General features: G+C 69.2%; 24 protein-coding genes and 1 tRNA gene. 12 read left to right on the top strand and 13 right to left on the bottom strand.

What is annotated here, in order from left to right:
- Positions 1 to 227: 227 nt before the first annotated feature.
- Positions 228 to 755 (top strand): Lrp/AsnC family transcriptional regulator, encoded by a 528-nt coding sequence (locus ACWDZ6_RS04715; RefSeq protein WP_451501912.1) that lies wholly within the window; start codon positions 228 to 230, stop codon positions 753 to 755.
- Between the two features lie 72 nt (positions 756 to 827).
- On the opposite strand, the gene ACWDZ6_RS04710 is transcribed toward ACWDZ6_RS04715, so the two are convergent.
- Positions 828 to 1,421: a TetR/AcrR family transcriptional regulator gene (locus tag ACWDZ6_RS04710; RefSeq protein ID WP_366731476.1), complete on the bottom strand. Its 594-nt coding sequence runs from the start codon at positions 1,419 to 1,421 to the stop codon at positions 828 to 830.
- Positions 1,418 to 2,947 carry a 3-hydroxyacyl-CoA dehydrogenase gene (locus ACWDZ6_RS04705; RefSeq protein ID WP_451501660.1) on the bottom strand — a complete coding sequence of 510 codons (1,530 nt, stop codon included), beginning with the start codon at positions 2,945 to 2,947 and terminating at the stop codon, positions 1,418 to 1,420. The genes ACWDZ6_RS04710 and ACWDZ6_RS04705 overlap by 4 nt, the downstream gene beginning before the upstream one ends.
- Positions 2,948 to 3,070: 123 nt before the next feature.
- On the opposite strand from ACWDZ6_RS04705, the gene paaN reads away from it, so the two are divergent.
- Entirely contained in the window at positions 3,071 to 4,732 is a 1,662-nt protein-coding gene (gene paaN, locus ACWDZ6_RS04700) for a phenylacetic acid degradation protein PaaN (RefSeq protein WP_451501659.1), read from the top strand.
- 80 nt (positions 4,733 to 4,812) lie between these two features.
- Here paaN and ACWDZ6_RS04695 read toward each other — a convergent pair whose 3' ends face one another.
- From ACWDZ6_RS04695 to ACWDZ6_RS04685, 3 genes are read right to left on the bottom strand one after another with little or no spacing between them, the layout of a single operon-like run.
- Positions 4,813 to 5,490 (bottom strand): TrmH family RNA methyltransferase, encoded by a 678-nt coding sequence (locus ACWDZ6_RS04695; RefSeq protein ID WP_451501658.1) that lies wholly within the window; start codon positions 5,488 to 5,490, stop codon positions 4,813 to 4,815.
- Positions 5,487 to 6,683 carry an HTTM domain-containing protein gene (locus ACWDZ6_RS04690; protein ID WP_451501657.1) on the bottom strand — a complete coding sequence of 399 codons (1,197 nt, stop codon included), beginning with the start codon at positions 6,681 to 6,683 and terminating at the stop codon, positions 5,487 to 5,489. Before ACWDZ6_RS04690 ends, ACWDZ6_RS04695 begins: the two co-directional genes overlap by 4 nt.
- Positions 6,680 to 7,597 carry a DUF5819 family protein gene (locus ACWDZ6_RS04685; protein WP_451501656.1) on the bottom strand — a complete coding sequence of 306 codons (918 nt, stop codon included), beginning with the start codon at positions 7,595 to 7,597 and terminating at the stop codon, positions 6,680 to 6,682. Before ACWDZ6_RS04685 ends, ACWDZ6_RS04690 begins: the two co-directional genes overlap by 4 nt.
- A gap of 113 nt (positions 7,598 to 7,710) precedes the next feature.
- On the opposite strand from ACWDZ6_RS04685, the gene paaA reads away from it, so the two are divergent.
- From paaA to ACWDZ6_RS04655, 6 genes are all read left to right on the top strand, one after another.
- Positions 7,711 to 8,676, top strand: a complete 966-nt coding sequence (gene paaA / locus ACWDZ6_RS04680; protein WP_451501655.1) for a 1,2-phenylacetyl-CoA epoxidase subunit PaaA — start codon at positions 7,711 to 7,713, stop codon at positions 8,674 to 8,676.
- Entirely contained in the window at positions 8,673 to 8,963 is a 291-nt protein-coding gene (gene paaB, locus ACWDZ6_RS04675) for a 1,2-phenylacetyl-CoA epoxidase subunit PaaB (RefSeq protein WP_326651202.1), read from the top strand. The genes paaA and paaB overlap by 4 nt, the downstream gene beginning before the upstream one ends.
- On the top strand, positions 8,960 to 9,676 hold the full coding sequence (gene paaC, locus ACWDZ6_RS04670) for a 1,2-phenylacetyl-CoA epoxidase subunit PaaC (RefSeq protein ID WP_451501654.1): 717 nt from the start codon (positions 8,960 to 8,962) through the stop codon (positions 9,674 to 9,676). The genes paaB and paaC overlap by 4 nt, the downstream gene beginning before the upstream one ends.
- A gap of 8 nt (positions 9,677 to 9,684) precedes the next feature.
- On the top strand, positions 9,685 to 10,233 hold the full coding sequence (gene paaD / locus ACWDZ6_RS04665; RefSeq protein ID WP_451501911.1) for a 1,2-phenylacetyl-CoA epoxidase subunit PaaD: 549 nt from the start codon (positions 9,685 to 9,687) through the stop codon (positions 10,231 to 10,233).
- Positions 10,234 to 11,289, top strand: a complete 1,056-nt coding sequence (locus ACWDZ6_RS04660) for a 2Fe-2S iron-sulfur cluster-binding protein (RefSeq protein WP_451501653.1) — start codon at positions 10,234 to 10,236, stop codon at positions 11,287 to 11,289.
- A 152-nt stretch (positions 11,290 to 11,441) separates the two neighbouring features.
- Positions 11,442 to 12,599 carry an acyl-CoA dehydrogenase family protein gene (locus ACWDZ6_RS04655; RefSeq protein WP_451501652.1) on the top strand — a complete coding sequence of 386 codons (1,158 nt, stop codon included), beginning with the start codon at positions 11,442 to 11,444 and terminating at the stop codon, positions 12,597 to 12,599.
- Between the two features lie 29 nt (positions 12,600 to 12,628).
- Here the strand turns inward: ACWDZ6_RS04655 and ACWDZ6_RS04650 are convergent, their stop codons facing one another.
- The 4 genes from ACWDZ6_RS04650 to ACWDZ6_RS04635 all read right to left on the bottom strand — a co-directional run bounded on the left by ACWDZ6_RS04650 (position 12,629) and on the right by ACWDZ6_RS04635 (position 15,858).
- On the bottom strand, positions 12,629 to 12,973 hold the full coding sequence (locus ACWDZ6_RS04650; protein ID WP_351452808.1) for a rhodanese-like domain-containing protein: 345 nt from the start codon (positions 12,971 to 12,973) through the stop codon (positions 12,629 to 12,631).
- Positions 12,974 to 13,037: 64 nt separating this feature from the next.
- The gene (locus tag ACWDZ6_RS04645; RefSeq protein ID WP_451501651.1) at positions 13,038 to 13,871 is read right to left on the bottom strand and encodes a J domain-containing protein; all 834 of its coding nucleotides are present in this window, start codon (positions 13,869 to 13,871) and stop codon (positions 13,038 to 13,040) included.
- Between the two features lie 33 nt (positions 13,872 to 13,904).
- Positions 13,905 to 15,386 carry a DUF2252 domain-containing protein gene (locus ACWDZ6_RS04640; RefSeq protein ID WP_451501650.1) on the bottom strand — a complete coding sequence of 494 codons (1,482 nt, stop codon included), beginning with the start codon at positions 15,384 to 15,386 and terminating at the stop codon, positions 13,905 to 13,907.
- A 121-nt stretch (positions 15,387 to 15,507) separates the two neighbouring features.
- Positions 15,508 to 15,858: a winged helix-turn-helix transcriptional regulator gene (locus ACWDZ6_RS04635; RefSeq protein WP_451501649.1), complete on the bottom strand. Its 351-nt coding sequence runs from the start codon at positions 15,856 to 15,858 to the stop codon at positions 15,508 to 15,510.
- 110 nt (positions 15,859 to 15,968) lie between these two features.
- On the opposite strand from ACWDZ6_RS04635, the gene ACWDZ6_RS04630 reads away from it, so the two are divergent.
- The gene (locus tag ACWDZ6_RS04630; protein ID WP_451501648.1) at positions 15,969 to 16,583 is read left to right on the top strand and encodes an FMN-dependent NADH-azoreductase; all 615 of its coding nucleotides are present in this window, start codon (positions 15,969 to 15,971) and stop codon (positions 16,581 to 16,583) included.
- A 192-nt stretch (positions 16,584 to 16,775) separates the two neighbouring features.
- On the opposite strand, the gene ACWDZ6_RS04625 is transcribed toward ACWDZ6_RS04630, so the two are convergent.
- The 4 genes from ACWDZ6_RS04625 to ACWDZ6_RS04610 form a co-directional block, all read right to left on the bottom strand.
- Positions 16,776 to 17,435, bottom strand: a complete 660-nt coding sequence (locus ACWDZ6_RS04625) for a response regulator transcription factor (RefSeq protein ID WP_451501910.1) — start codon at positions 17,433 to 17,435, stop codon at positions 16,776 to 16,778.
- A 35-nt stretch (positions 17,436 to 17,470) separates the two neighbouring features.
- The gene (locus ACWDZ6_RS04620; protein ID WP_451501647.1) at positions 17,471 to 19,159 is read right to left on the bottom strand and encodes a sensor histidine kinase; all 1,689 of its coding nucleotides are present in this window, start codon (positions 19,157 to 19,159) and stop codon (positions 17,471 to 17,473) included.
- Positions 19,160 to 19,250: 91 nt separating this feature from the next.
- Complete coding sequence (locus tag ACWDZ6_RS04615; protein WP_451501646.1) at positions 19,251 to 21,284, bottom strand: APC family permease; 2,034 nt, start codon at positions 21,282 to 21,284, stop codon at positions 19,251 to 19,253.
- Between the two features lie 928 nt (positions 21,285 to 22,212).
- A tRNA-Leu gene (locus ACWDZ6_RS04610) sits at positions 22,213 to 22,296 on the bottom strand.
- A 316-nt stretch (positions 22,297 to 22,612) separates the two neighbouring features.
- Between ACWDZ6_RS04610 and ACWDZ6_RS04605 the strand changes: the two genes are divergently transcribed.
- The 3 genes from ACWDZ6_RS04605 to ACWDZ6_RS04595 all read left to right on the top strand — a co-directional run bounded on the left by ACWDZ6_RS04605 (position 22,613) and on the right by ACWDZ6_RS04595 (position 25,619).
- Positions 22,613 to 23,461, top strand: coding sequence for a DUF3662 and FHA domain-containing protein (locus ACWDZ6_RS04605; protein WP_366731445.1), 849 nt, complete (start codon positions 22,613 to 22,615; stop codon positions 23,459 to 23,461).
- Positions 23,462 to 23,471: 10 nt separating this feature from the next.
- On the top strand, positions 23,472 to 23,993 hold the full coding sequence (locus ACWDZ6_RS04600; RefSeq protein ID WP_351453879.1) for an FHA domain-containing protein FhaB/FipA: 522 nt from the start codon (positions 23,472 to 23,474) through the stop codon (positions 23,991 to 23,993).
- Positions 23,994 to 24,122: 129 nt separating this feature from the next.
- Positions 24,123 to 25,619: a PP2C family protein-serine/threonine phosphatase gene (locus ACWDZ6_RS04595; RefSeq protein WP_451501645.1), complete on the top strand. Its 1,497-nt coding sequence runs from the start codon at positions 24,123 to 24,125 to the stop codon at positions 25,617 to 25,619.
- Positions 25,620 to 25,623: the final 4 nt, after the last annotated feature.

Genomic DNA, 25,623 nt, shown 5'->3' with positions numbered 1-25,623 from the left:
GCTGCTCTTTCTCAACGCGAGCACCTCCTCGTGGGAGCGACGACGAAAGCAATGACAAAGCAATGGCGAAATGGCGCGAGTGTGTCGCGCCTCACCTACCGATTGTTCGGTCGTGGACGCATTTTGGCTACAGGCGCCTTCAGCCTGTGGACAAACGGTTCTCCACAGCCTGAGATGGAGACAGGTCGTCCATGCCAGGGAGGCGGGGGGATATGGCAGCTGAACAAATGGCCGAGAGCGGTGACCGCGCGGATCAGGCACCTCCGCCGCGACCGCTCGACGCCATCGACCGAGACATCCTGCGCATCCTGCAGTCGGACGGGCGCGCCTCGATACGCTCCGTGGCCGAACGGGTCCACGTCTCCCGCGCGAACGCCTACGCCCGTATCAACAGGCTCATCGACGACGGTGTGATCCGCGGCTTCAGCGCGCGTGTGAACCATGAACGAGCAGGTCAGGGAGCCTCCGCCTACATCACGCTCAAGATCGTGCAGAACTCCTGGCGCACGGTGCGCGAGCAGCTGCAGGCGTTGCCCGGCGCCACCCACATCGCGCTGGTCAGCGGAGACTTCGACGTACTCCTGCTGGTGCACACCCCGGACAACCGCACGCTGCGCGAGCTCGTCCTGACCAGGCTCCAGTCCATCCCGGAAGTGCTGTCCACGCGCACGCTGCTGGTCTTCGAGGAGACGGATCTCGATCCGGGCCCGGGGCAGATCGCGGAGCCGCCCCCGGATGCCGAGCCGCTGCTGTAGACCCGGCCGACCCGGTGGGTCCAGTGGGCCGGCCCGCTCAATGAACCATGGCCGCACTCGGCACCGTCGGCTCTAGGAGTCCGTGCGCAGCCCGTCGAAGGCCAGTCGTACGACCGCCTCGGCGACCTGGTCGCCGTCGTAGCCGCCACCCGCATGCGGCCGGTACCACTCCACCAGGGAGTTCACCATGCCGAAGAGCAGTCGGGTCGCCAGCCGGATGTCCATGTCCGCGCGGAGGTCGCCGTCCGCCGCGGCCGCCTTGAGCAAGTCGGCGACCCGCTGGTCGAACTCGCGGCGCCGCTCCATCGCCCACCGCTCGGTCTTCGTGTTGCCCCGTACGCGCAGCAGCAGCGTCACATAGGGCAGCTCGGCCATCAGCACCTCCACGGTGCGCCGGGTCACGTACTCGACCCGCTCGATGGCCCGTCCCCGTACGGCGCCCGGCTCGTCGAGGATCGCGAAGAGCGAGTCGAGCGCCCGGCTGACCGCACGCCGCAGGAGCTCCTCCTTGCCGGCGACATGGTGATAGATCGAGGACTTGGAGATGCCGGCCGCCTTGGAGAGATGCTCCATGGACGTGCCGTCGTACCCGCGCTCGTTGAAGATCCGGACGGCGACGGTCAGCAGTGTCTCGGGGGTGTAGGTGTCGCGCTTGGCGGTGGTCATGAGGCGTCCTCCTGTGAGGTCTCGTACGACCACTGATGGAGGGCGAGAGACCGGGCGTAGCGTCCGGTCGGCACGCTCTCATGAAGGTTGCCGAGCAGTTCCCACGCCCAGTCCGGTCCGAGCTTTGCGTTCCATTCGACCGGTCCCAGAGGGTAGTTGACCCCGAGGCGCATCGCCGTGTCGATGTCCTCCGCGGTCGCGACCCCCTTGGCGACCGCGTCCAGTGCCAGGTCGCCGAGCATCGCGACGGTACGGGCGACGATCATGCCCGGTACGTCACCGATGACGCTGACCTGCTTGCCGAGCGCCTGGAAGAGGCCGGTCGCCTGTTTGAGCGTCTGCTCCTGGACGCTGTCGGCGGCGGACAGGGCGATCCGGGTCGCGGACCGGTAGTCGAGTGCCAGATCGAAGTAGACGACATCCCGGAATTCGGCGGATGTCTGGCCGTCGGCGAGGACCAGCTGGCCTCCGCTGGGCAGCAACAGCCGCGTTCCCTTGTCCTCGTCCTCGCGCCGCACCATGATGCCCGCGTCGCTGATCATCGCTATCAGCTCCCCGGCGGCCCCCAGATCGCCCTCGACCACGACGTACTCGGGGGCGTCCGCCGGCTCCGCGGTGTGCGGAGCGGGCTTCGTCGCCCCTTCCGCGTACGAGAACCAGCCGTGGCCGGACTTCCGGCCCAGACGGCGCGCCTCGACCAGACGGCGCTGCATGAGGGAAGGGAGGAACTTGGGGCTGTGGAAGAAGGACTCCCACACCGAACGTGTGACGGCCTCGTTGACGTCCTGGCCGATCAGATCGGTGAGCTCGAAGGGGCCCATTCTGAACCCACCGGACTCTCTGAGGACCGCGTCGATGGTGGCGGGATCGGCGCCCTGCTCCTCGTACACCGCGAAGGCTTCCGCGTAGAAGGGGCGGGCGACGCGGTTGACGATGAAACCAGGGGTGTCGGCACAGCGCACCGGGGTCTTGCCCCAGGCCGCCGCCGTCGCCCACGCGCGCGTGGCCGTCTCCTCGTCGGTCGCATGGCCGCTGACGACCTCGACGAGGGGGAGCAGGGGCGCCGGATTGAAGAAGTGCAGTCCGACGAAGCGGCCTGGGCGCTCCAGGGCGCCGGCGACGGCCGTGACGGAGAGGGAGGAGGTGTTGGTGGCGAGCAGGCAGTCGTCCGCGACGATCTTCTCCAGCGCCGTGAACAGCTCCTGCTTGACCGCGAGTTGCTCGAGGACCGCCTCGACGACGAGCGCCGCGTCGGCGAGCTCGGCAAGATCGGCGGCCGGATGCAGTCGCGCGCGGGCCGCGTCGCGCGCGGAGGCGTCCATCCGGCCCTTCTCGACCAGCCGGTCGAGGCGCGCGCCGATGGCTTCCGCGGCCTGGGCCGCCCGTCCGGGAACGGCGTCGTAGAGACGTACGGGATGTCCGGCAACGAGGGCGACCTGGGCGATGCCCTGCCCCATGGTGCCGGCGCCGACGACGGCGACGGTACGGCTCTCGCCGATGGCGTCGATGGGCTCGATGGCGGTCATGGGAGTGATCCTCCCCGATGAGTTGTCCACAGGTTTGACAGGCCCCCTTGTACCGACCGATCGTTCGGTTACTCTAACTCTGTCAATCCTTCCCTGCCCAGCTCGACGAGGAGTTGGTCCTTCATGCAGCTGACCGAGACCCACCGGCCCACGCTCGACCAGGCCCTCGAGGCGATCCGCACCCGCGCGTACTGGTCCCCGCATCCCGAGCACCCCAAGGCCTACGGCGACACTGCGCCGGCCGACGGACTCGCGGCCTTCGAGGCCCTTCGCGACTCCCGCTTCGAGCTGGACCAGCCAGGCACGGACGGCTGGGCGGGCGGCGAAGTCTCGCCGTACGGCCCGGAGTTGGGCATCGAGTACCCGCACCCGGACATGGATGTTCTGCTGCCCGCGATGCGCGCGGGCATGGGCGCCTGGCGCGAGGCCGGCCCCGAGACGCGGGCTCTGGTCTGCGTGGAGATCCTTTCCCGCATCAGCGCCCGCACCCACGAATTCGCGCACGCGGTGATGCACACCAGCGGTCAGGCCTTCATGATGGCGTTCCAGGCGGGCGGCCCGCACGCCCAGGACCGCGGCCTGGAGGCCGTCGCATACGCCTACGCGGAGCAGACCCGCACGCCGGCCGCCGCCGAGTGGTCCAAGCCGCAGGGCAAGCGCGACCCGCTGGAGCTGCGGAAGACCTTCACCACAGCGGGCCGCGGTATCTCCCTGCTGATCGGCTGCAACACCTTCCCCACGTGGAACGGCTACCCGGGGCTGTTCGCCTCGCTGGCCACCGGCAACCCTGTCCTGGTCAAGCCGCACCCCCGCGCGATTCTGCCGCTCGCGCTCACGGTGCGCGTGGCCCGCGAGGTGCTCTCCGAGGCAGGCTTCGATCCGAACCTGGTCTGTCTGGCCGCCGAGCTTCCGGGCGAGGGGATCGCCAAGACCCTCGCGGTGCGCCCCGAGATCAAGATCATCGACTACACGGGGTCGACCGGTTTCGGCGACTGGCTGGAGGCCAATGCCCGCCAGGCCCAGGTCTACACCGAGAAGGCCGGCGTCAACACCGTCGTCATCGACTCCACCGACAACTACAAGGGGATGCTCTCCAACCTGGCCTTCTCGCTGTCGCTCTACAGCGGCCAGATGTGCACCACCCCGCAGAACCTCCTCATCCCGAGGGACGGCATCACGACGGACGCCGGACCCAAGTCGTACGACGAGGTGGTCGCCGATATCGCGGCCTCGGTGGGCGGTCTGCTCGGCGACGACGCTCGGGCGAACGCCCTGCTGGGTGCGCTGGTCAACCCCGATGTGAAGGGGCGCCTGGAGGCGGCTTCCGGACTGGGTGAAGTGGCTCTTCCGTCACGGAAGATCGCCAACCCGGACTTCCCGGACGCTGTCGTCCGTACGCCGGTCGTCGTCAAGCTCGACGGCGCCAAGCCCGACGCCGAAGCGGTGTACATGTCGGAGTGCTTCGGCCCGGTGTCGTTCGCGGTGGCCGTGGACTCGACGGCGGACGCGCTGGAGCTGCTTCGGCGCACGATCCGCGAAAAGGGCGCGATGACGGTCGGCGCGTACACCACCTCGGCGGAGACGGAGCGCGCGATCGAGGACGTCTGCCTGGACGAATCGGCGCAGCTGTCGCTGAATCTGACGGGCGGGGTGTACGTCAACCAGACCGCGGCGTTCTCCGACTTCCACGGCTCGGGCGGCAACCCGGCGGCGAACGCGGCACTGTGCGACGGAGCGTTCGTCTCGAACCGATTCCGTGTGGTGGAGGTCCGCCGCCAGGCGTGACGGCGGATGTGGCGGCAGAACAGGCCGTGCTCCGTACCGACCGTACGGGGCACGGCATCGCCGCCGCTCACCACATGCCCCTACGGGGACGGGATCTCCGCGTACCGCTGCACCCACGCATGCATCGCGATCGCCGCCGCCGCACCCGCGTTGATCGAGCGGGTCGAGCCGAACTGCGCGATCGAGCACACCATCGCCGCGTGCTTGCGCGCCTCCTCCGTCAGTCCGGGGCCCTCCTGCCCGAAGAGCAGCACGCACCGCCGCGGCAGCTCGGTCCGCTCCAGGGGCACCGATCCCGGCAGATTGTCGATCCCGATGATCGGCAGACCCTTGGCCGCAGCCCAGGCGGTCAGTGACTCGGTGTCCGGGTGGTGTCGCACATGCTGGTACCGGTCGGTGACCATGGCCCCGCGCCGGTTCCAGCGCCGACGGCCGACGATGTGGATCTCCTTCGCCAGGAAGGCGTTGGCGGTACGCACCACGGAACCGATGTTGAAGTCGTGACCCCAGTTCTCCACGGCCACATGGAAGTCGTGTCGCCGTGTGTCCAGGTCGGCGACGATCGCCTCGCGCGTCCAGTACCGGTACTCGTCGACCACATTGCGCCGGTCGCCCTCGGCCAGTAGCTCGGGGTCGTACCGCGCGTCCTGCGGCCACGGCCGCGGGTGCGGCCCGACGCCGACCTCGTCCGGGACGCTCTGCTTGCCCTGGAAGAAGGCGGCCTCGTCGTACTGAATCGGTTCCTCGGTGCTACTCACCCGACGAGCGTACGGGGCTGCTCCTGGCTTCCCTGCCGCTGCCGCGGCGCCGGATCCACCCGCGAGAACATCAGGTCCCGCCCCCGCACGGCCCGGCCACCCAGCCAGACCAGGAAGGCGGTAGGCAGGAAGACCGCGTCGGCGGCGATCATCGCGAGCGAGAAGAACGGCAGTCCGAGCAGCACGGCGATCGCGGCGTGCTCCAGCATCATGGCCGCCAGCAGGACGTTCTTGACGCGCCGGTTGAAGAGCGTGAAGGGGAAGGCGACCTGGACGATGACCGTGCCGTACGTCAGGACCATCACCATCACGCCGCCCGAGGCCAGCAGGTCGGAGAGGGCCGGCCACGGCGTGAAGTAATCGAGCTTGAGCGGGTAGTAGAGCGCGGTACCGTCCTGCCAGCGCGAGCCCTGGATCTTGTACCAGCCGGCCGTCGCATAGATCAGACAGACCTCGGCCATGATGACGACGAGCGCGGCGTTGTGCGCGAGGTTGGCGAGAACATCCAGCAGGGTGCGCGGCTCGCTGTACGGGGCGTACCGGCTCACCATCCACCACAGCCCCTGTGCCACCCACAGTCCCCAGAGAAGCAGCAGTATCAAGGAGCCGGTCTGGTTCAGAAAAGTGGCGCTGACCAGGCCGAATCCCAGCACCACCCAGAGCGCGGGTCCGACCCGGTCGCGGGGTGGCAGGCCGGGGACAGTGGCGACCGCGGCCCGCGCCGCCCGGCGCGCGTCCAGGGACCAGACGTGTCCGCAACGCGTCAGGACAAGATAGATCGCCATCAGATGGATGACGTTGTCGCCGCCGTCGCCCATGAAGATGGAGCGGTTCTGCAGTGACAGAACGCCGATCATGAAGAGTACGGACATGGTGCGGGTACGCCAGCCCAGTATGAGCAGCAGGCTGGACAGCACGGCGACGCCGTACACGATCTCGAACCAGAGGGTGCTGTCCGACCACATGAGCGCGGTGAAGGAGTCATTGCCCGCGATGAGCTGCCGCGACATCTCCCAGCTCCACGGACTGTCGGGCCCGTACATCTCGTGGCGGTTGGGCAGCTCGCGCAGGAGGAAGAGCAGCCAGCCGGCGGCGAAGCCGATCCGTATCGTCGCGCTCTGGTAGGGACCGAGGGCGGTGGAGGTGACGCGCTGGACGGTGCGGGCGACCCTGCCGTCGACGGTGTGGTTCACGTCCCCGCCTCCGTACGACCGTTACGGACTCCCCCGGGCAGATCCACGGCGGTCACCGTCCACCAGGGGAGGACCCGGTGGACGGGGCGGGTGTCTATCTTCTCGTCGCTCCACTGCGGGGCCTTGACCGAGCGGGTCGAAGACCTGAGCTGGATGCGCTCGACGGGGCCGCCCAGATCGTGCGCGTCCAGTCGCTGCATCACGATGCGGCGGACATAGCTCTCGGAGAGCTGGCCTCGCAGGCCGTTGGGGCGGTTGTCGTTGTCGTGCGAATTGACGTAGAAGTCCCAGCCCCGGCGCAGCTCGTTCTGCTGGACATGGCTGGGGAGGAGGTTGCCGCGGATCGCTCCGGCGTCCTCGGCGGTGAGGTCGATCCAGTCGCTGCTTCTGCGGCTGCCGTCGGAGACGGTGTACTCGGCCCTGACCTGCACGGCGACGTTCTGCTGGAGCGGGTTGGGAGCGAAGAGCTTCCAGTTCTGCTCGAACTCGGGATAGACCCAGCCGTCGACCGCCTCGCCGTACTGCTTGGTCACGGTGTTGGAAGGCGCGACATGCAGAAACACCATGGCCAGGTGGACGCAGGCGAGGGCGCCGACGATCGCGAGGGAGACGGCGGCGGCCACCTGGTAGGGGAGGGAAAGCGCCGCCATGCCAGTGACGGGGGCGGGTCCGGACCGGGATTCGGACCGGGGCTGTTGATCGGGCCGGGACTCGGGCTCGCTCAGGGACTCGGTCTCGGGCTCGGTCTCGGTCTCGGTCTCCGACTCGGACTCGGACTCGGACTCGGACTCGGACCGATAATCGGTCCCGGGCTGGCATTCGGGCTGGTCAGCGGGCTGGGGAGGGTCACCGGGCTGCGGCCGGGAGCTCAGACTCCTGGCGCTTTCGACGTCTGCGTCCTCGTAGGAGTCCATCCCGCCCCGATCCCCATCGGTCCACCTCAGTTATCCACAGGGTTGACACCCTACGGGCCGTCGACTCACCATTGAAGTCAATGAACCGAACGATCGGTCGGTAGGGGGCCCGGATGACGGCAGTGACTGCGGATACGTACGAGGCGGTTTTTGACGCCGCCGTGGCCGCCGACGAGCGCATCGAGCCACGCGACTGGATGCCGGACGCGTACCGGGCCACGCTGGTGCGCCAAATGGCGCAGCATGCCCACTCCGAGATCATCGGAATGCAGCCCGAGGCGAACTGGATCACGCGGGCGCCCTCGCTTCGCCGCAAGGCGATCCTGATGGCCAAGGTGCAGGACGAAGCAGGCCACGGGCTGTACCTGTACAGCGCCGCCGAGACTTTGGGCACGAGCCGCGACGAGCTGCTCGACAAGCTCCACGCCGGCCGCCAGAGGTACTCCTCGATCTTCAACTACCCCACGCTGACCTGGGCCGATGTCGGCGCGATCGGCTGGCTGGTGGACGGCGCGGCAATCACCAACCAGGTGCCGCTCTGTCGCTGCTCCTACGGCCCGTACGCCCGCGCCATGGTCCGGATCTGCAAGGAGGAGTCCTTCCACCAGCGGCAGGGGTACGAGCTGCTGCTCAGCCTCTCCCGCGGGACGCCCGCGCAGCGTGAGATGGCGCAGGACGCGGTGGACCGCTGGTGGTGGCCGTCGCTGATGATGTTCGGCCCCCCGGACGACGAGTCGGCCCATTCGACGCAGTCCATGGCATGGAAGATCAAGCGGCACTCCAATGACGAGCTGCGCCAGCGCTTCGTCGACATCTGCGTCCCGCAGGCCGAAGCCCTGGGCCTCACCCTCCCCGACCCCGATCTCCGGTGGAACGAGGAACGGGAGCACCACGACTTCGGCGCGATCGACTGGTCCGAGTTCCAGGAAGTCCTCAAGGGCAACGGCCCCTGCAACGAACAGCGGATCACCCAGCGCCGGCAGGCGCACGAAGAGGGCGCCTGGGTCCGGGACGCGGCCGCTGCGTACGCCACGAAGCACCAAGCACAGCACGTGAAGCCCGGGGAGGCGACAGCATGAGCAGCTCGACCGACTGGCCGCTGTGGGAGGTCTTTGTGCGCTCGCGCCGAGGGCTGTCCCACACCCACGCGGGAAGCCTGCACGCCCCGGACGCCGAGATGGCCCTGCGCAACGCCCGCGATCTCTACACCCGGCGGAACGAAGGCGTCTCGATCTGGGTGGTGCCCTCCACGGAGATCACCGCCTCTTCGCCGGACGAGAAGGACTCGTTCTTCGAGCCTGCCGGCGACAAGCCCTACCGGCACCCGACCTTCTACGAGATCCCGGAAGGGGTGAAGCACCTGTGACCACGACGGTGAATGCCGCGGCACTCGCTCTCGGCGACGATGCGCTGGTGCTCTCGCACCGGCTGGGGGAGTGGGCGGGCCATGCGCCCGTGCTGGAGGAGGAGGTCGCCCTCGCCAATATCGCGCTGGACCTGCTGGGCCAGGCACGGGTGCTGCTCTCTCTCGTCGGTGACGAGGACGAGCTGGCGTATCTCCGCGAGGAGCGGGCCTTCCGCAATCTCCAGCTGGTCGAGCAGCCGAACGGCGACTTCGCGCACACCATCGCCCGCCAGCTCTACTTCTCCGTCTACCAGCGCTTGCTGTACGGACGGCTGGCGGCCGGGGACAGTGAGTTCGCCGGGCTCGCTGCGAAGGCGGTCAAGGAGGTCGCGTACCACCAGGACCACGCCGAGCACTGGACCGAGCGGCTCGGTGACGGCACGGACGAGAGCCATGAGCGGATGCAGCGGGCGTGCGACGCGCTGTGGCGGTTCACCGGCGAGATGTTCCAGCCGGTCGACGGGCTGGACATCGACTGGCAGTCGTTGCAGGACAGCTGGCTCGAGACCGTCACCGCGGTCCTGGAGCGGGCGACACTGACCGTGCCCGGCGGACCGCGGTCCGGCGGATGGGCGGCGGGCGCCGGACGTCAGGGTCTGCACACCGAGTCCTTCGGGCGGATGCTTGCCGAGATGCAGCATCTGCACCGAAGCCATCCGGGGGCGTCATGGTGACCGAGATGATGACAGCTGAGTCCGCGGCCGGGGCCTCTGCCGGGACGACAAACAGGACCCCGACCGGGACCGATACGCGGCTCGAGGCCGAACTGCGCAGGCTCGCGGGCTCCGTGCCCGACCCGGAGCTGCCGGTGCTGACGCTGGAGGAGCTCGGCGTGCTTCGCGGAGTCCAGATCCTCGGACCCGGCAGGGTAGAGGTCGAGCTGACCCCCACGTACACCGGCTGCCCGGCGATCGAGGCCATGACCTCGGACATCGAGCAGGTTCTGCACGATCACGGGATACCGGACGTCTCGGTGATCAAGGTCCTCTCCCCGGCCTGGTCGACGGACGACATCAGCGAGGAAGGACGGCGCAAGCTCGCCGAGTTCGGAATAGCCCCGCCCCGCTCACACGCTGCGGAGGGACCGGTGCCGCTCACTCTCTCCGTGCGCTGCCCGCAATGCGGATCGACCGACACCGAGCTGCTCAGCAGGTTCTCCTCCACCGCCTGCAAGGCACTGCGCCGCTGCGTCGCCTGCCGCGAACCCTTCGACCACTTCAAGGAGTTGTAGATGTTCCATTCGCTCCGGGTCAGCGAGGTCGAACAGCTCACGGACGACTCGGTCGCCGTCACCCTCCAGGTGCCGCCCCGGCTGCGGGAGACCTTCCGCCACACCCCCGGTCAGCATCTCGCCCTGCGCCGACTCGTGCAGGGCCAGGAGATCCGTCGTACGTACTCCATCTGCGCTCCGGCCGCCCCGGCCGGCAGTGACCCGGTACTGCGCGTGGGCATCCGGCTGGTCGACGGTGGCGAGTTCTCGACTTATGCGCTCAAAGAGCTCACCGTGGGTGACACCGTCGAGGTGATGCCTCCGATGGGCCGGTTTCTCCTCGCGCCGCGTCCCGGGCACTTCGCAGCGGTCGTCGGCGGCAGCGGCATCACCCCCGTGCTGTCGATGGCGGCGACCGTGCTGGCGCGGGAACCGCAGGCCCGGTTCTGTCTGATACGCAGCGACCGCACCGCGGCGTCCACGATGTTCCTGGATGAGGTCGCCGATCTGAAGGACCGCTTCCCGGACCGCTTCCAGCTGGTCACTGTGCTCTCCCGGGAGGAACAGCAGTCAGGTCTGCCGTCCGGACGGCTCGACCAGGAGCGGCTGACCGGACTGCTGCCGGCTCTGCTTCCGGTGGCGGACGTGGACGGCTGGTTCCTGTGCGGCCCCTTCGGCCTGGTCCAGGGCGCCGAGCGCGCGCTGCGCGGGCTCGGCGTGGACCGGAGCCGTATCCACGAGGAGATCTTCCATGTCGACGACGGCTCCGCGCGCGCTTCGGCGTCGGTGACCGCCCCGGCCCACGCCTCACTCACCGCGACCCTCGACGGCCGGTCCGGCAAGTGGCCGGTACAGGAAGGGGAATCGCTGCTGGAGACAGTGCTGCGCAGCCGCTCGGACGCTCCGTACGCGTGCAAGGGCGGGGTCTGCGGCACTTGCAGGGCCTTCCTGGTTTCGGGCGAGGTACGCATGGACCGCAACTTCGCGCTGGAGCCGGAGGAGACCGACGCGGGCTATGTACTGGCCTGCCAGTCCCATCCGGCCACGCCGGAGGTCGAGTTGGACTTCGACCGCTGACGACGACCGACCGCTACTGAGCCTCCGACCTCGCTGTCGTTCCTTCCGGGCCATGTTCCTTTCAGGGCTGTGTTCTTTTTCAAGAACGTGTTCTATCTTGACGGTCCGTCAGGAACTGATTCGGGCAGCGCCGGTGCGTGGGAGGACAGGCAGTGGACTTCACCTTCACCGAGGAGCAGCAGGCGGCCGTCGAGGCAGCGAAGGCGGTCTTCTCGGGCGTCGCGCCGGACGGAGTGCCGAGCCCCGCGCTCACTCCGGGCGCGGTGGCCGAGGAGTTCGACAGACCTCTGTGGGCCAAGCTCGCGGACACCGATCTGCTGAGTCTGGTTCTGTCGCCGGACCACGGCGGGGCCGGTCTCAACCCCATAGCGCTCTGCCTGGTACTGCGCGAGTCCGCGAAGGTGCTGGCACGGGTGCCGTTGCTGGAGACGAGCGCGGTCGCCATGGCCGTTGAGCGTTACGGCAGGGCGGAGTTGAGCGACGAGATCCTTCCCCGGATCGGCCGCGGCGAGCTGGTGCTGACCGTCGGCGCCAACGGCCGCACCGGCCATGACCCCGCCGAGCTCGCCGTCACCGCACGCCCGGACAGCGAGCACAGGGACGGCTGGGTGCTCGAAGGCGTGCAGACTGGCGTGCCCTGGGCGCAAGCCGCGGACCGGATCGCCGTACCGGCACACACCGATGAGGGCCGTGCCGTGTTCGCGCTGGTCCCCCGGGACCGGGAAGGTATCGCTCTCGCCGAGCAGATCTCCACCAGCGGCGAGCGCTTCGCCGAGGTCAGCCTGGACTCCGTGCGGATCGACAGCAGCGAACTGATCGACGCCGAGGGCGCCTGGGACTGGCTGCGCCAGCTCCTCGCCACCGGGACCTGCGCACTCGCGCTCGGACTCGGCGAGGGCGTGCTCTCCATGACGAGTGCGTACACCGGCAAACGCGAGCAGTTCGGCTTCCCGGTCGCGACGTTCCAGGCCGTCGCAGTCCAGGCGGCCGACCGCTATATCGATCTCCGCGCGATGGAAGCGACCCTCTGGCAGGCGGCCTGGAGATTGGCCCCGTCGCCCCGTGACCCCGGGGTCGGCGGTCCGCTGCCTGTGGCAGGCGACGTCGCGGTGGCGAAGATCTGGGCCTCGGAGGGTGTACGCCGCGTCGTCCAGACCGCACAGCATCTGCACGGAGGCTTCGGCGCGGACACCGACTATCCGCTGCACCGCTACCACGCGTGGGCCAAGCAGCTCGAGCTCTCACTCGGTCCGGCCGCGGCCCATGAGGAGGCCCTCGGCGATCTGCTGGCCGCCCATCCCCTCGGCTAGCGGATCGCCGACGCACGGCCGGCAAAGCTTCAGAGGACGGAGGCCGGGCCGCCGTTGTCAGTGACCATCGGACGCCCGGCGCCCTCCCAGGCGAGCATGCCGCCGTCGATGTTCACGGCATCGATGCCCTGCTGCACCAGATACTGCGTGACCTGCGCGGACCGGCCGCCGACGCGGCACATCACATACGCCCGGCGGCCGTCGGCCACTGCCTCGGTCACTTCACCGAAGCGGGCCACGAAGTCGCTCATCGGGACGTGCAGCGCGCCCTCGACATGCCCGGACGCCCATTCGTCGTTCTCCCGGACATCCAGCACCAGGCCGCCGGAAGGTACCGCCGCGACGTCCACCGAGGGCAGTGGGGCGAAATTCATGGGTCATGCCTTCTCTCGTGCGTTCGCAGCAGGGTCAGAGGCTTTCTGAGAAGCCTCGGGCAACCTACTGCACCATTCCGGACAGTTCCGCCTCACGCTCGGCGACCTGTGCCAGCAGCTGCTCGGCGATCTCCTCCAGCAGCCGGTCCGGGTCGTCGGGCGCCATCCGCAGCATCGCGCCGATCGCACTCTCCTCCAGCTCCCGGGCGACCTCGGTCAGCAGCTCCTTGCGCTGCGACAGCCACTCGAGCCGGGCATAGAGCTCCTCGCTCTCACTGAGTTGCTGCTCAGGAGGCACGGGCCCGGCCGCCCACTCCTCGGCCAGCTCCCGCAGCATGGCCGCGTCCCCGAGCGCGTACGCGGCGTTCACCCGCGTGATGAACTCATCACGCCGCGCCCGCTCCGTCTCGTCCTGGGCCAGGTCCGGATGCGCCTTGCGCGCCAGCTCACGGTAGAGCTTGCGGGCCTCCTCGCTCGGCCGCACCCGCTTCGGCGCCCGTACGGGCTGATCGTTCAGCATCGCGGCTGCCTCGGGGGACAGGCCGTCGGAGTCCATCCAGTCGTGGAAGAGCTCGTCGACCCCGGGCATGGGCATCACCATGGCCCGCGCTTCCTGTGCCTTGCGCAGATCCTCCGGGTCGCCGGTGGCTGCGGCCCGGGCCTCCGCGATCTGGGCCTCCAGCTCGTCCAGGCGCGCGTACATCGGACCGAGCTTCTGGTGATGCAGTCGGGAGAAGTTCTCCACTTCCACCCGGAACGTCTCCAGTGCGATCTCGAACTCGATCAGCGCCTGCTCGGCCGCGCGCACCGCCTTGTCCAGCCGGGCCTCGGGCCGCGTCTGCGCGTCCTGCTCTTCGTCATTCCGGGTCGTCGGCCCCCCGGGTGCATCCTCGGTCACCCGTCCAGCCTACGGGCGTGGCGGAGTCCCCCGTCACACCCCCAGCTCAGCGGCTATCCGACCGTTCTTGACCGCCGCCAGAAGCTCCTCGTGGTCCGCCTCCGTACGGTCCGCGTAGGTTACGGCGAAGCCGGCGACCGCCTCGTCGAACTCCTCGTTCTTGCCGCAGTACCCGGCGATCAACCGCGGGTCGGCGCTGTGCGCATGCGCCCTGGCCAGCAGCGCGCCTGTCATCCGCCCGTAGTCGTCGACCTGGTCAGGAGCGAGCGCCGCCGGGTCCACACTGCCCTTGCGGTTCCTGAACTGCCGCACCTGGAACGGCCGTCCGTCCACCGTCGTCCAGCCCAGCAGGATGTCGCTGACCACCTGCATCCGCTTCTGGCCGAGCACCACCCGGCGCCCCTCGTGCTCCGCATCCGCGACCGCGAACCCGGCGGCCGGCAGATGGGGCACCAGCGCCGAGGCCCGCGCCTCCTTCACCTGGAGCACCAGCGCTTCGCCCCGGTGGTCGAGCAGCAGCACCACATACGACCTGGTGCCGACGCTCCCGGTCCCCACCACCCGGAACGCCACGTCCTGGATCGCGTAGCGCGCGAGCAGCGGCAGCCGGTCCTCCGACACGGTGGCCAGGTACTCCGCGAGTGCGGAGGCAACGGCTGCCGCCTCCGCGTCCGGTACCCGCCGCAGCACCGGCGGCGCATCCACGAAGCGCCGTCCGCCGTCGCCGCACTCCTCCGTCGCCTTGGCGGCGAAGCGCGCACTCGTGTTGTTCCGAGCCTTCGCCGAGACCCGCTCCAGGGTGCCGAGCAGATCCCGCGCGTCCGTGTGGGAGACCAGCTCCTCGTCGGCGATGGCATTCCACGCGTCCAGCGACGGCAGCTTCGCCAGCAGCCGCATGGTGCGCCGGTACGCCCCAACGGTGTCGAACGCGGCCGCCCGGCAGACGGTTTCGTCCGCGCCTGCCACACGCCCCGCCAGCACGAGTGAGACCGCGAGCCGCTTGAGGTCCCACTCCCACGGGCCGACGACGGTCTCGTCGAAGTCGTTCAGATCCATCACGAGGCGGCCGCGCGCGTCGCCGTACAGCCCGAAGTTCGCCGCGTGCGCATCACCGCAGATCTGCGCGCCCACCCCGGTGACCGGTGTGCCCACCAGGTCGTGGGCCATCAGCCCGGCCGAGCCGCGCAGAAAGGCGAAGGGGGTGGCGGTCATCCGGCCCACCCGTATCGGTGTGAGCTCCGGCACCCGGCCCCGGCTCGACTCCTCGACGGCCTGGACCGCACCGGGCCGTTCCACGGCGAGCACCAGCGAGTCGTGCGAGGACCGCGGGATCCTGTCCCGAAGCGCCTTGCCCTCCGCCTTCGGCGACCGCGCAGTACCGGGGGCTGCAGCCGTCCCGTCCGCCGTGCGCCGCGCAAACCCGGCCACCACAGGAATGCGTCCGTGGCTGGAATCTGCCCCGCCGCCGCCCGACTCCGGTCGCTGCACCGGCGTCACCGTCCCAGCCTCGCTCATGACGCGGTGCCTCCCCGTTGTAAGACTTCAACATCAACTACCAGAGACCGTACCGCTGCCGGTCACGACCGTCTCCCCCTGTGGACAACGTGGATAACGCGGGGAGCAGCCCCGATCGGGCTCAGCAGCCGTTCGCGCCGCTGTGTCCCAGATACGTCTCCGCCCACAGCGCCAGCTCCTTGAGCGCGGGCTCCATCGCGGCCCCGGCCTCGGTCAGCCGGTAGGCGACCCTCAGCGGCGGCCCTTCGTCGACCTCTCGCACCACCAGCCCCGCCGCGCCCAGCTCGGCCAGCCGGTCCGAGAGCATGCGCTCGCTGATCCCCGGAATGGCTCGCCTCAGCTCGGCGAAGTGCACCGCGTGCTGCATAAGCACCGAGACGATCGGCCCGGTCCAGCGCTTGCCGAGCAGCTCGAAGACGCGCGTGATGCCCCCATCGACCTTCTTGCACGCATCGTCACTGTGTTCAGCCATGCCCTCAGAGTACTGCGCCAACCCCAGGGACTTACTAAAAATAAGTGACTATGCTATCCATAGCTGCATACGGAATTTCAGTACCCTCGCAACTCTCCCTGGAGCACCTCATGGCCACGCTGCTGCATCTCGACTCTGCCGTCTTCCCCCAGGGATCGGCCTCCCGCGACATCACCACGGCGTTCGTCCAGGCCTGGCAGGAGCAGCACCCCGAAGGCAAGGTCGTCTACCGCGACCTCGCCGCCGCCCCCCTGCCCCATCTGGACATCGCCGCCGTCTCCGCGGGCATCGACAACCCCCTGCGCGCCGAGCTCGCCGCCGAGCTCGAAGCGGCAGACGCCGTGCTGATCGGCGCACCGATGTACAACTTCACGATCCCCTCGACCCTCAAGGCATGGCTTGACCAGGTGATCGTCGTCGGTCACAACGCGAGCGTCCCCGACGGCCCGGTGGCCGGCACCCCGGTGACCGTCGTCGCCAGCCGCGGCGGCTCCTACGCCCCCGGCACCCCGCGCGAGGACTTCGAGTTCGTCCAGAACTACCTGGAGAAGGTGTTCACCGGCATGCTCGGCGCCGAGGTCGACTTCATCGTCCCCGAGCTGACGTTGGCTCACTCCAGGCCGGAAATGGCTGAGCTCATCCCGCTCGCCGACGCCTCCCGCACCAAGGCACTGGACGAGGCCACCCAGAAGGGCAAGGAGCTGGCCGCGCGCCTCGCCGCCTGATCGCGCGCACCGAACACAAGCGCCCGCGGGGGATGAACCGAGGCACCTCCGCGGGCGTTTCACGTGAAGCAGCCAGCACGGATGTTCCACGTGAAACGTCGCTCACGGACCGCCCCGATCAACGTCCGGCGATCAACGTCCGGCGATCAGCATCCGCGGGTCACCGCCCCGTACCGCGTCGCGACCCAGCGCTCACAGCCCCGCGTCGCGCGCCAGCAGCGCCGCCTGCACGCGGTTCTCGCACTCGAGCTTTGCCAGGATCCGGCTCACGTACGTCTTCACCGTCGCCTCGCTCATATGCAGCCGCCGACCGGCGTCCGCGTTGGACAGCCCCTCCCCGAGCAGCGCCAGCACCTCCCGCTCGCGCCCGCTCAGCCCTGCGACCCGCGCCCGTGCCTCCTCACCGCGCGCCGCCGCCCGGCCCGAGGACAGCTGGTCCACCACATGCCGGGTCGCGCCGGGAGAGAGATACGCATCGCCCGCGGCGGCCGCCCGCACCGCTCGGATCAGTTCCGCAGGCGCCGTGTCCTTCAGCAGAAACCCCGCGCCCCCGCCCTCCAGCGCTCGCAGTACGTTCTCCCGCTCGCCGAAGGTCGTCAGTACGATCACCCGCGCCGCTGGGAGAGTCCTGCGCAGCTCCCCCAAGGCGGTGAGCCCGTCCATCACCGGCATCTGGATATCGAGCAGCACCACATCGGCGCTGTGCGAAAGGGCCAGATCGATCGCCTCACGGCCGTTCGCCGCCTCGGCAACGACCTCGATCTCGCGGTCCGAGGTGAGGATCATCCGGATCCCGGCCCTTATCAGCGGCTCGTCATCAGCGATGACGACCCGGATCAGCGACCCCGTCACAGCCACCCCCACTTCCACCCCGCACCTCGCTGCGCCTACCGGCTGGCCTCATAGGCCTTCTTCTCGATCAGCTTGCCGCCCTTGAAGCAGAACCGGAACACCGGCTCGGTGTCGACGTTGTGCCCCACCTCGGAAGACATCAGCACCAGGCACTCAGAACCCTCCGGCTCTCTCGGACCCGTTCCGGCCAGCCCGGTCGTCGTGATCGTGTCCCCGCTCGGCAGCCGGTCGCGGACCTCGTCCTCGTCCGCCCCGATCTGTACTCGCTCGTACTCTCCCGGGTCGATCATCCCCTTGTTCACGGAGCTCACCAGGAAGAACAGCCCGAAGACGCCCGCCGCCGCCAGCACCAGCACAGCGGCCAGCGCGATTCCGCAACCCAGTGCCCAACCGCTGCTCCGGCCACGGCCGCCTATCGCCTGCTCCCGCTCGGAGACGGTCCAGTCCATGACGGAAGCACCGTCCCCGAGCGCGGCCTTCGGCGACTGCTGGCGGAAGTCGTCCTCCGCGGCGACGAACGGCGCCGCCTCCACCACCCCGTAGGGCAGCACGCCCGCCACCCGGAAGCCCCCACTGTCCGCCGGCCCCGCATGCACCATGCCGCCGACCAGCCGCGCCCGCTCACGCAGTCCGGTCAGCCCCTGTCCGCCGCTCACCACCTCGCCCTGCGTCACGCCCCCAGCAGCCCCATTGACGATCTCGACGACGAACGAGTCGGGCTCGTACCGCAGCTCGACACCGATCGGCGCGCCGGGAGCGTGCTTGTACGCATTGGTCAGCGCCTCCTGCACGATGCGGTACGCCGCATGATCGGCCGCCGCGGCAAGCGGCCGCACCTCGCCCGTACGCCGCAGCTCCACGGTGTTCCCCGCCACCCGCGCCGCCCCGACGAGCCCCTCGATCCCGGCTGTTCCGCGCGCGGACCGCCCCGGCTCGTCCACCGGCGCGGGCCCCTCGACCCCGTCCCGCAGAATCCCGACGACCTCACGCAGCTCGTGCATCGCGGTCACCGAGGCGCCCCGCAGCACCCCTACCGCCTCCCGCTGCCGCGGCGTCAGCTCGCGGTCCACCTCCAGCGCCCCTGTGTGCACAGATATCAGCGCCAGTTGGTGGCCGAGGCTGTCGTGCATGTCCTGCGCGATCCGCTGCCGCTCACGCAGCCGCGCCTGCCCCGCCACCATCGCGTGCTCACGCAGCAGTTGGGCATTGCGCTCCTGCAGCGCATGCAGCAGGGTCCTGCGCTGCGTCCAGTACCGGCTGGCCAGACCCGGCACAACCGTCGTCGCCAGAAAGTACAGAGTGGTGAACAGGACGAAGCTCAGCGGTGCCTGCTGCGACCAGACGTCCACGAGAGTGGAGGCGACACAGAAGACGTACGCGACGGTGAACGCCGCCAGCGTCCGCCCGGCGCCCACGATCCTGCGACCCGCCGACCACCCCACGACCATCAGCAGCGCGGCGAAACCGCTCAGAATCGGCCCCAGCGCAGCTGCCACCAGCAGCACCGGCGCGGGCATCCGCCGTCGCAGCAGCGACAGCACCGCGGCCGCCGCCCCCACGGCGAGCAGCTGCAGCCCTTCGCCGCCCAGCAGTTCCTCGGTCCCTGCCGCCATGAGGCCGAGCACCAGCGCGAGCACCGCCTCGCCGGCGGTCCGTCGCCGCGACCACAACTCGGGCGCCGCCAGCCACTGCCAGCCCGCCCGCAACTTCGATGACGCGTCCACGCCCGAACTCTAGGCAGCCAACCCCGCTGCGCACGGCCCACTTTCGTCGTACGCGGCAGCGACGAACGTCGCGCGGCTGAAGCCTGCCCGGTTACTGATGCGTGCTGACGTCTTCGCTCTGTTCGGGCGTGGTGGGTTCTCCGCGGCGGACGGAGCCGGGGGCACGGGCGGCGGGGTGGTCGGCTCGGGCGGAGGAGGTGAGCTGCCAGGGGACGCTGGTCACCATGACCCCAGGGGTGAAGAGCAGGCGGCTCTTGAGCCACAGCGCGGACTGGTTGTGCAGCAGGTTCTCCCACCAGTGGCCCACGACGTACTCGGGGATGAAGACGGCGACGACGTCCCGCGGACTCTCGCGCCGGATCGAGCGCACGTACTCCAGGACGGATCTGGTGATCTCGCGGTACGGGGAGTCGAGGACCTTGAGCGGTACCGGGATCTCGTAGTTCTCCCACTGCCGTTGGAGCTCGAGAGCCGCGTCGCGGTCGACCGCGACGGTGAGTGCTTCCAGATGGTCGGGCCTGAAGGCGCGGGCGTAGGCCAGTGCTCGCAGGGTGGGCTTGTGGATGGTGGAAACCAGCACGATGGCCAGTACGCGGGAGGGCGGCATCATCTCGCTGCGCGGGTCGGTGACCGCCATTTCCGCCGCGACGGCGTCGTAGTGACGGCGGATGCCCCGCATCATCACCCAGAGCACGATCGCGGCGAGTACTGCCAGCCAGGCGCCCTGGGTGAACTTGGTGGCCAGCACGATGACCAGGACCAGGAAGGTCGTGACCGCGCCGGTGGCGTTGATGACACGGGCGACGTGGTGGCGGCGGCGTAGCACCGGGTCGATCTCGGTGCGCAGCTCACGGTTCCAGTGCCGGACCATGCCCGTCTGGGAGAGCGTGAAGGAGGTGAACACGCCCAGGATGTAGAGGTGGATGAGGCTGGTGACATTCGCCTTGTACGCCCACAGCAGCAGACCGGCCACGACCGCCAGGGCGAGGATGCCGTTGGAGAAGGCGAGCCGGTCGCCACGGTTGTGGAGCTGGCGCGGCAGATAGCGGTGCTGGGCAAGGATCGAGGCGAGCAGCGGGAAGCCGTTGAAGGCCGTGTTCGCGGCGAGGATCAGGACCAGGGCAGTGGCGGCCTGGATGAAGTAGAAGCCGACGCTGTTCTCGCCGCCGAAGACGGCGGCGGCGAGCTGGGCGATGACGGTGCGCTGGGTGTACGAGGAGCAGTCGGTCAGACCGGTGAGCCGGCAGGCGTCGTCGGTGATGTGCACCTTGGACACGATGGCGAGGGTGGTGACGCCGACGAACATGGTGATGGCGATGATGCCCATCGCGGCCAGGGTGGCCGCCGCGTTCTTCGACTTGGGCTTGCGGAACGCCGGCACACCGTTGGAGATCGCCTCCACACCGGTCAGTGCCGTACAGCCACTGGAGAAGGCGCGCAGGACCAGCATCATCAGGGCCAGCCCGGTCAGGCTCGCGTCCCCGGGCTGCGGCTTGATGCCGTACGCGGCGCTCTCGGCCACCGGTGCGTCGCCGAGCAGATAGCGGAACAGGCCCGTGCCGACCATGATCAGCACCCCGCCGATGAACAGATACGTCGGGGTGGCGAACGCCTGGCCGGACTCGCGCACCCCGCGCAGGTTCATCGCGGTCAGGACGGCGACGAAGACCAGCGCCATCACCACCCGGTAGTCGACCAGGGCGGGGACGGCCGAAATGACGTTGTCGACCCCGGAGGCGACCGAGACGGCCACGGTCATCACATAGTCGACGAGCAGCGAGGCGGCGACCACCAGACCGGCGGAGGGGCCCAGGTTCGTCGAGGCGACTTCGTACGATCCGCCGCCGCTCGGGTAGGCGTACACGACCTGGCGGTAGGAGAGCACCACCACCGTCATCAGCGCGACGACCGCGGCCGCGATCCACGGCGTGAAATGCAGATAGGCCAGCCCGCCAAGGGTGAGCACCAGCAGGATCTCCTGGGTGGCATAAGCCACCGAGGACAGCGGGTCGGAAGCGAAGATCGGCAGGGCGAGACGCTTGGGCAGCAGCGTCTCGCCCAGTTCCTCACTGCGCATGGCGCGGCCGATGACCAGCCGTTTGAGAACTGCTGTCACGTTGAACACGGCGCGAGCGTAAGCCGCGGCACCTGCGCAGCAGCACGACTCCGATAGGGGGACAGGCATCATGAACTCGTTAGGATTCCCCACCGCTGCGTACATATGGAGCAATTGATCCCGCAGCGGCCGCCCGGAGCAGGTATTCGCGGCCGACGGCCCGCGCGGACGAACCAGCCTCCGGCGGTGAGCGCGGCTGCTGCCCGCGCGAGCGTGGCCGGGTGGCCGAAGAGCCCGGGAAGACCTCCCGAGTGCAGAAGGATCGTGCGCTGTCCTGGGACGATGTCGCCGGCTTCGGTTGCGGCGACCAGGCCGGCCAGTCGCGCGTCCGGTGCAGATCGGGTCGAGCACGATGCCTTCGGTCTGCGCGGCCGGCGTCATGGCGATGACCCGCTCGGTCAAAGCACCGTAACCGTCGCCGACCGCAGTGACGACGAATGCCGGGACACCCGTGAGCAGAGCGCCCAGGCCGTTGAGCACCGCCCTGCCGCGCCGGCTGGGGCCCTTCTCCGCGTACCGGTGGATGACCATGCCGCTCCGCGTGAGCTTCAGCAGCACGGACAGGCCGGACGGTCACGGCATGCCGTCGGCGCAGCGTCACCGTCCCCGCCGCCGCAGCCCCGCAGAGGGCGCCGGGCACTGGCAGGCCTTCGAGCACGGCGACCAGGAAGGGCAGACACCACAGGCGGAGAACCAGCCGCCGGGTCGGCCCCCACCGGCCACCTCGCACCGGCCGGCGATCAGCTCCAGTCGCACCGGATGAGCATCATCTGAAGATCAGGGCCCGCATCGTGAGGTATGCCACGATGTGGTCTCTTTCACGTAAAACGCCCGAACCGCTCCGCGCCCGGGCAGCCACGTGCTCCGAAACAACGAGAAACGGGCCCCACCAGGACTTTCGTCACTGGTAGAGACCCGTTTCGTCGGTTTCTCTTTGTGCGCGAGGGGGGAGTTGAACCCCCACGCCCTTTCGGGCACTGGAACCTGAATCCAGCGCGTCTGCCTATTCCGCCACCCGCGCATTGGGTGTTGCCGCCCGCCCCCACCTGTCCGGTGTGAGCGCCTGGCGACTTCGAGAAGATTAGCACGCGGCACAGGGTGGATTCACATCCGATTGTTTGGCAGACCCGGTCGGCGAACAGAGGGAACGGAGGCGGCAACCCCCCGCTCCTCATGGGTGCACCCTGGGTGCGGGACACTGGCAGGAGGCCGCCTCTACGATCCGTGTGAGAGGTGACACTCATCGATGGGGCAGACAAGGGGAACCAGCCGATTTCCCGACGCGTGGATACGATCAGTAAGCAGTACCAGGACGGCAACGACGGAGGAGGTGCCTCATGGGAGTCCTGAAGAAGTTCGAGCAGCGACTCGAAGGTCTGGTCAACGGCACCTTCGCCAAGGTGTTCAAGTCCGAGGTCCAGCCCGTCGAGATCGCCGGCGCACTCCAGCGCGAGTGCGACAACAACGCGACGATCTGGAACCGCGAGCGGACCGTCGTGCCCAATGATTTCATCGTCGAGCTCAGCGCGCCCGACTTCGAGCGCCTGAGCCCGTACTCCGGCCAGCTCGGCGACGAACTCTCCGGACTGGTCCGCGACTACGCCAAGCAGCAGCGCTACACCTTCATGGGCACCATCAAGGTCCACCTGGAGAAAGCGGACGACCTCGACACCGGTCTGTACCGCGTGCGCAGCCGCACTCTCGCGTCGAGTACGTCACAGTCGCCGGAGCGGGCTCCGGCAGCCCCCGGTCCCGCCGCCCCCCAGGGCGGCGCCCGCGGCGGCTACGGCTACCCGCCCACTGCCGCACCTCCCATGCCGGCCGCGCCCCCTCCGGGCGCCGGCCGCCCCGCGCCCGTCGCGGACCGACGCCCGGCACCCGGTCCAGGACCGATGCCGAGCACCCAAGTACGACGTTGGATCGAGATCAACGGCACCCGCCATCAGATCTCCCGCCCGACGCTGGTGCTGGGTCGCAGCACCGACGCCGATGTGCGGATCGACGATCCCGGCGTCTCGCGCCGGCACTGTGAGATCCGGACCGGAACGCCCTCGACGATCCAGGATCTCGGGTCTACCAACGGCATCGTGGTAGACGGGCAGCACACCACCCGCGCTACGCTCCGCGACGGCTCGCGGATCGTCGTGGGCAGCACCACCATCGTTTACCGGCAAGCCGAAGGGTGAAGCGGGGGCAATGTCAGAGCTGACCCTGACGGTCATGCGGCTAGGTTTCCTGGCCGTACTGTGGCTGTTCGTTATCGTGGCCGTTCAGGTCATTCGCAGCGACCTGTTCGGTACGCGCGTCACGCAACGCGGCTCACGCCGCAATGCCGACGCCCGTCCGCAGCAGGCGCGCCAGGCTGCTGCGCCACCGCAGCAGCGCCAGCAGGCCGGCGGCGGCGGAGGCCGCCAGCGCCGTGGTTCGCCCAGCAAACTCGTCGTCTCCGAAGGCACCCTCACGGGCACCACGGTGGCGCTGCAGGGCCAGACCATCAGCCTGGGCCGGGCACACGACTCCACAATCGTGCTGGACGACGACTACGCGTCCAGCCGTCATGCCAGGATCTACCCGGACCGTGACGGCCAGTGGATCGTCGAGGATCTCGGGTCCACCAACGGCACATATCTCGACCGGACCCGACTCACCACCCCGACACCGATTCCGCTGGGCGCGCCGATCCGCATCGGCAAGACCGTCATCGAGCTGCGGAAGTAGTACGACAATGAGCGAGCGGAGCGAGCGAGCCGCAGCGGTCCCGACAGCGGACCGGGACGGGCTCCCGACCGGAGGGTGGGCAGTGTGGCTCGAGACCGGCTGTACCCCGAGCCGACGGGCGAGGTGCGCATGAGTCTGTCTCTGCGCTTCGCCGCCGGGTCGCACAAGGGCATGATCCGGGAGGGCAACGAGGACTCCGGCTACGCCGGCCCCCGCCTTCTGGCCATTGCCGACGGCATGGGCGGCCAGGCCGCCGGCGAGGTCGCCTCCTCGGAGGTCATCTCCACACTCGTCACGCTCGACGACGACGTGCCCGGCTCGGACATCCTCACCTCGCTCGGCACGGCCGTACAGCGTGCCAATGACCAGCTGCGGCTGATGGTCGAGGAGGATCCCCAGCTCGAGGGCATGGGCACCACGCTCACCGCCCTGCTGTGGACCGGCCAGCGACTCGGCCTCGTCCACGTCGGCGACTCCCGCGCCTATCTGCTCCGCGACGGCGTGCTGACGCAGATCACCCAGGACCACACCTGGGTGCAGCGGCTGGTCGACGAGGGCCGGATCACCGAAGAGGAAGCCACCACCCACCCGCAGCGCTCCCTGCTGATGCGCGCACTGGGCAGCGGCGACCATGTCGAGCCCGATCTCTCCATCCGTGAGGTCCGCGCCGGCGACCGGTACCTGATCTGCTCCGACGGACTGTCCGGCGTGGTCTCCCACCAGACGATGGAAGACACCCTCGCCGACTACCAGGGCCCGCAGGAGACCGTGCAGGCGCTGATCCAGCTCGCACTGCGCGGCGGCGGCCCCGACAACATCACCTGCATCGTCGCGGACGTCCTCGACACCGACTCCAACGACACCCTGGCCGGACAGCTCAACGACACCCCGGTCGTCGTCGGCGCGGTCGCCGAGAACCAGCTCCAGCTGAACGACGGCGGCGCCATGCAGACCCCGGCGGGCCGCGCGGCAGGCCTCGGCCGCCCCCTCCCGCCGCAGTCCTCCGGCGGCTTCGGCCCGCCCGGCAGCGGCGACGGCATGGGCTACGGCGGAATGCCGCCCGAGGGCAGCTTCGGCGCATACTCCGACGAGGACTTCATCAAGCCCCGCGGCCGCCGCAGGTGGCTGAAGAGATCTCTGTACACCGTGCTCGCGCTGGCAGTCCTCGGCGGCGGTCTGTACGGCGGCTACAGCTGGACCCAGACCCAGTACTTCGTCGGCTCCAAGAACGAGCACGTCGCCCTCTACCAGGGCATCAGCCAGGACCTCGCCTGGGTCTCACTCTCGAAGGTCCAGAAGGACCACCCCGAGATCGAACTCAAGTACCTCCCGCCCTACCAGCGCAAGCAGGTCGAGGCGACGATCACCGAGGACAGCCTCGACAAGGCGCGCACCAAGGTCCAGGAACTCGCCGACCAGGCCACTGCCTGCAAGAAGGACGAGCAGCGCCGCGACGCCGCCGACCGCGCGAGCACTCCACCGCCCGGTGAGGGCGAGGCCGGTGGCACCACCGGCAAGCCCACCACCCAGAACGCCAAGACCAAGCCGACCGCAGCCACTCCCTCTCCGGGTCCCACCCTCTCGGAGGAGGAGCAGAAGCTGGCCTCGAACTGCGGAAAGCAGTAATCGG

The sequence above is a fragment of the Streptomyces sp. NPDC002926 genome (assembly GCF_053591755.1).
The sequence above is the reverse complement of the archived record's forward strand: the minus strand, read 5'-3'. Positions and strand labels throughout refer to the sequence as shown.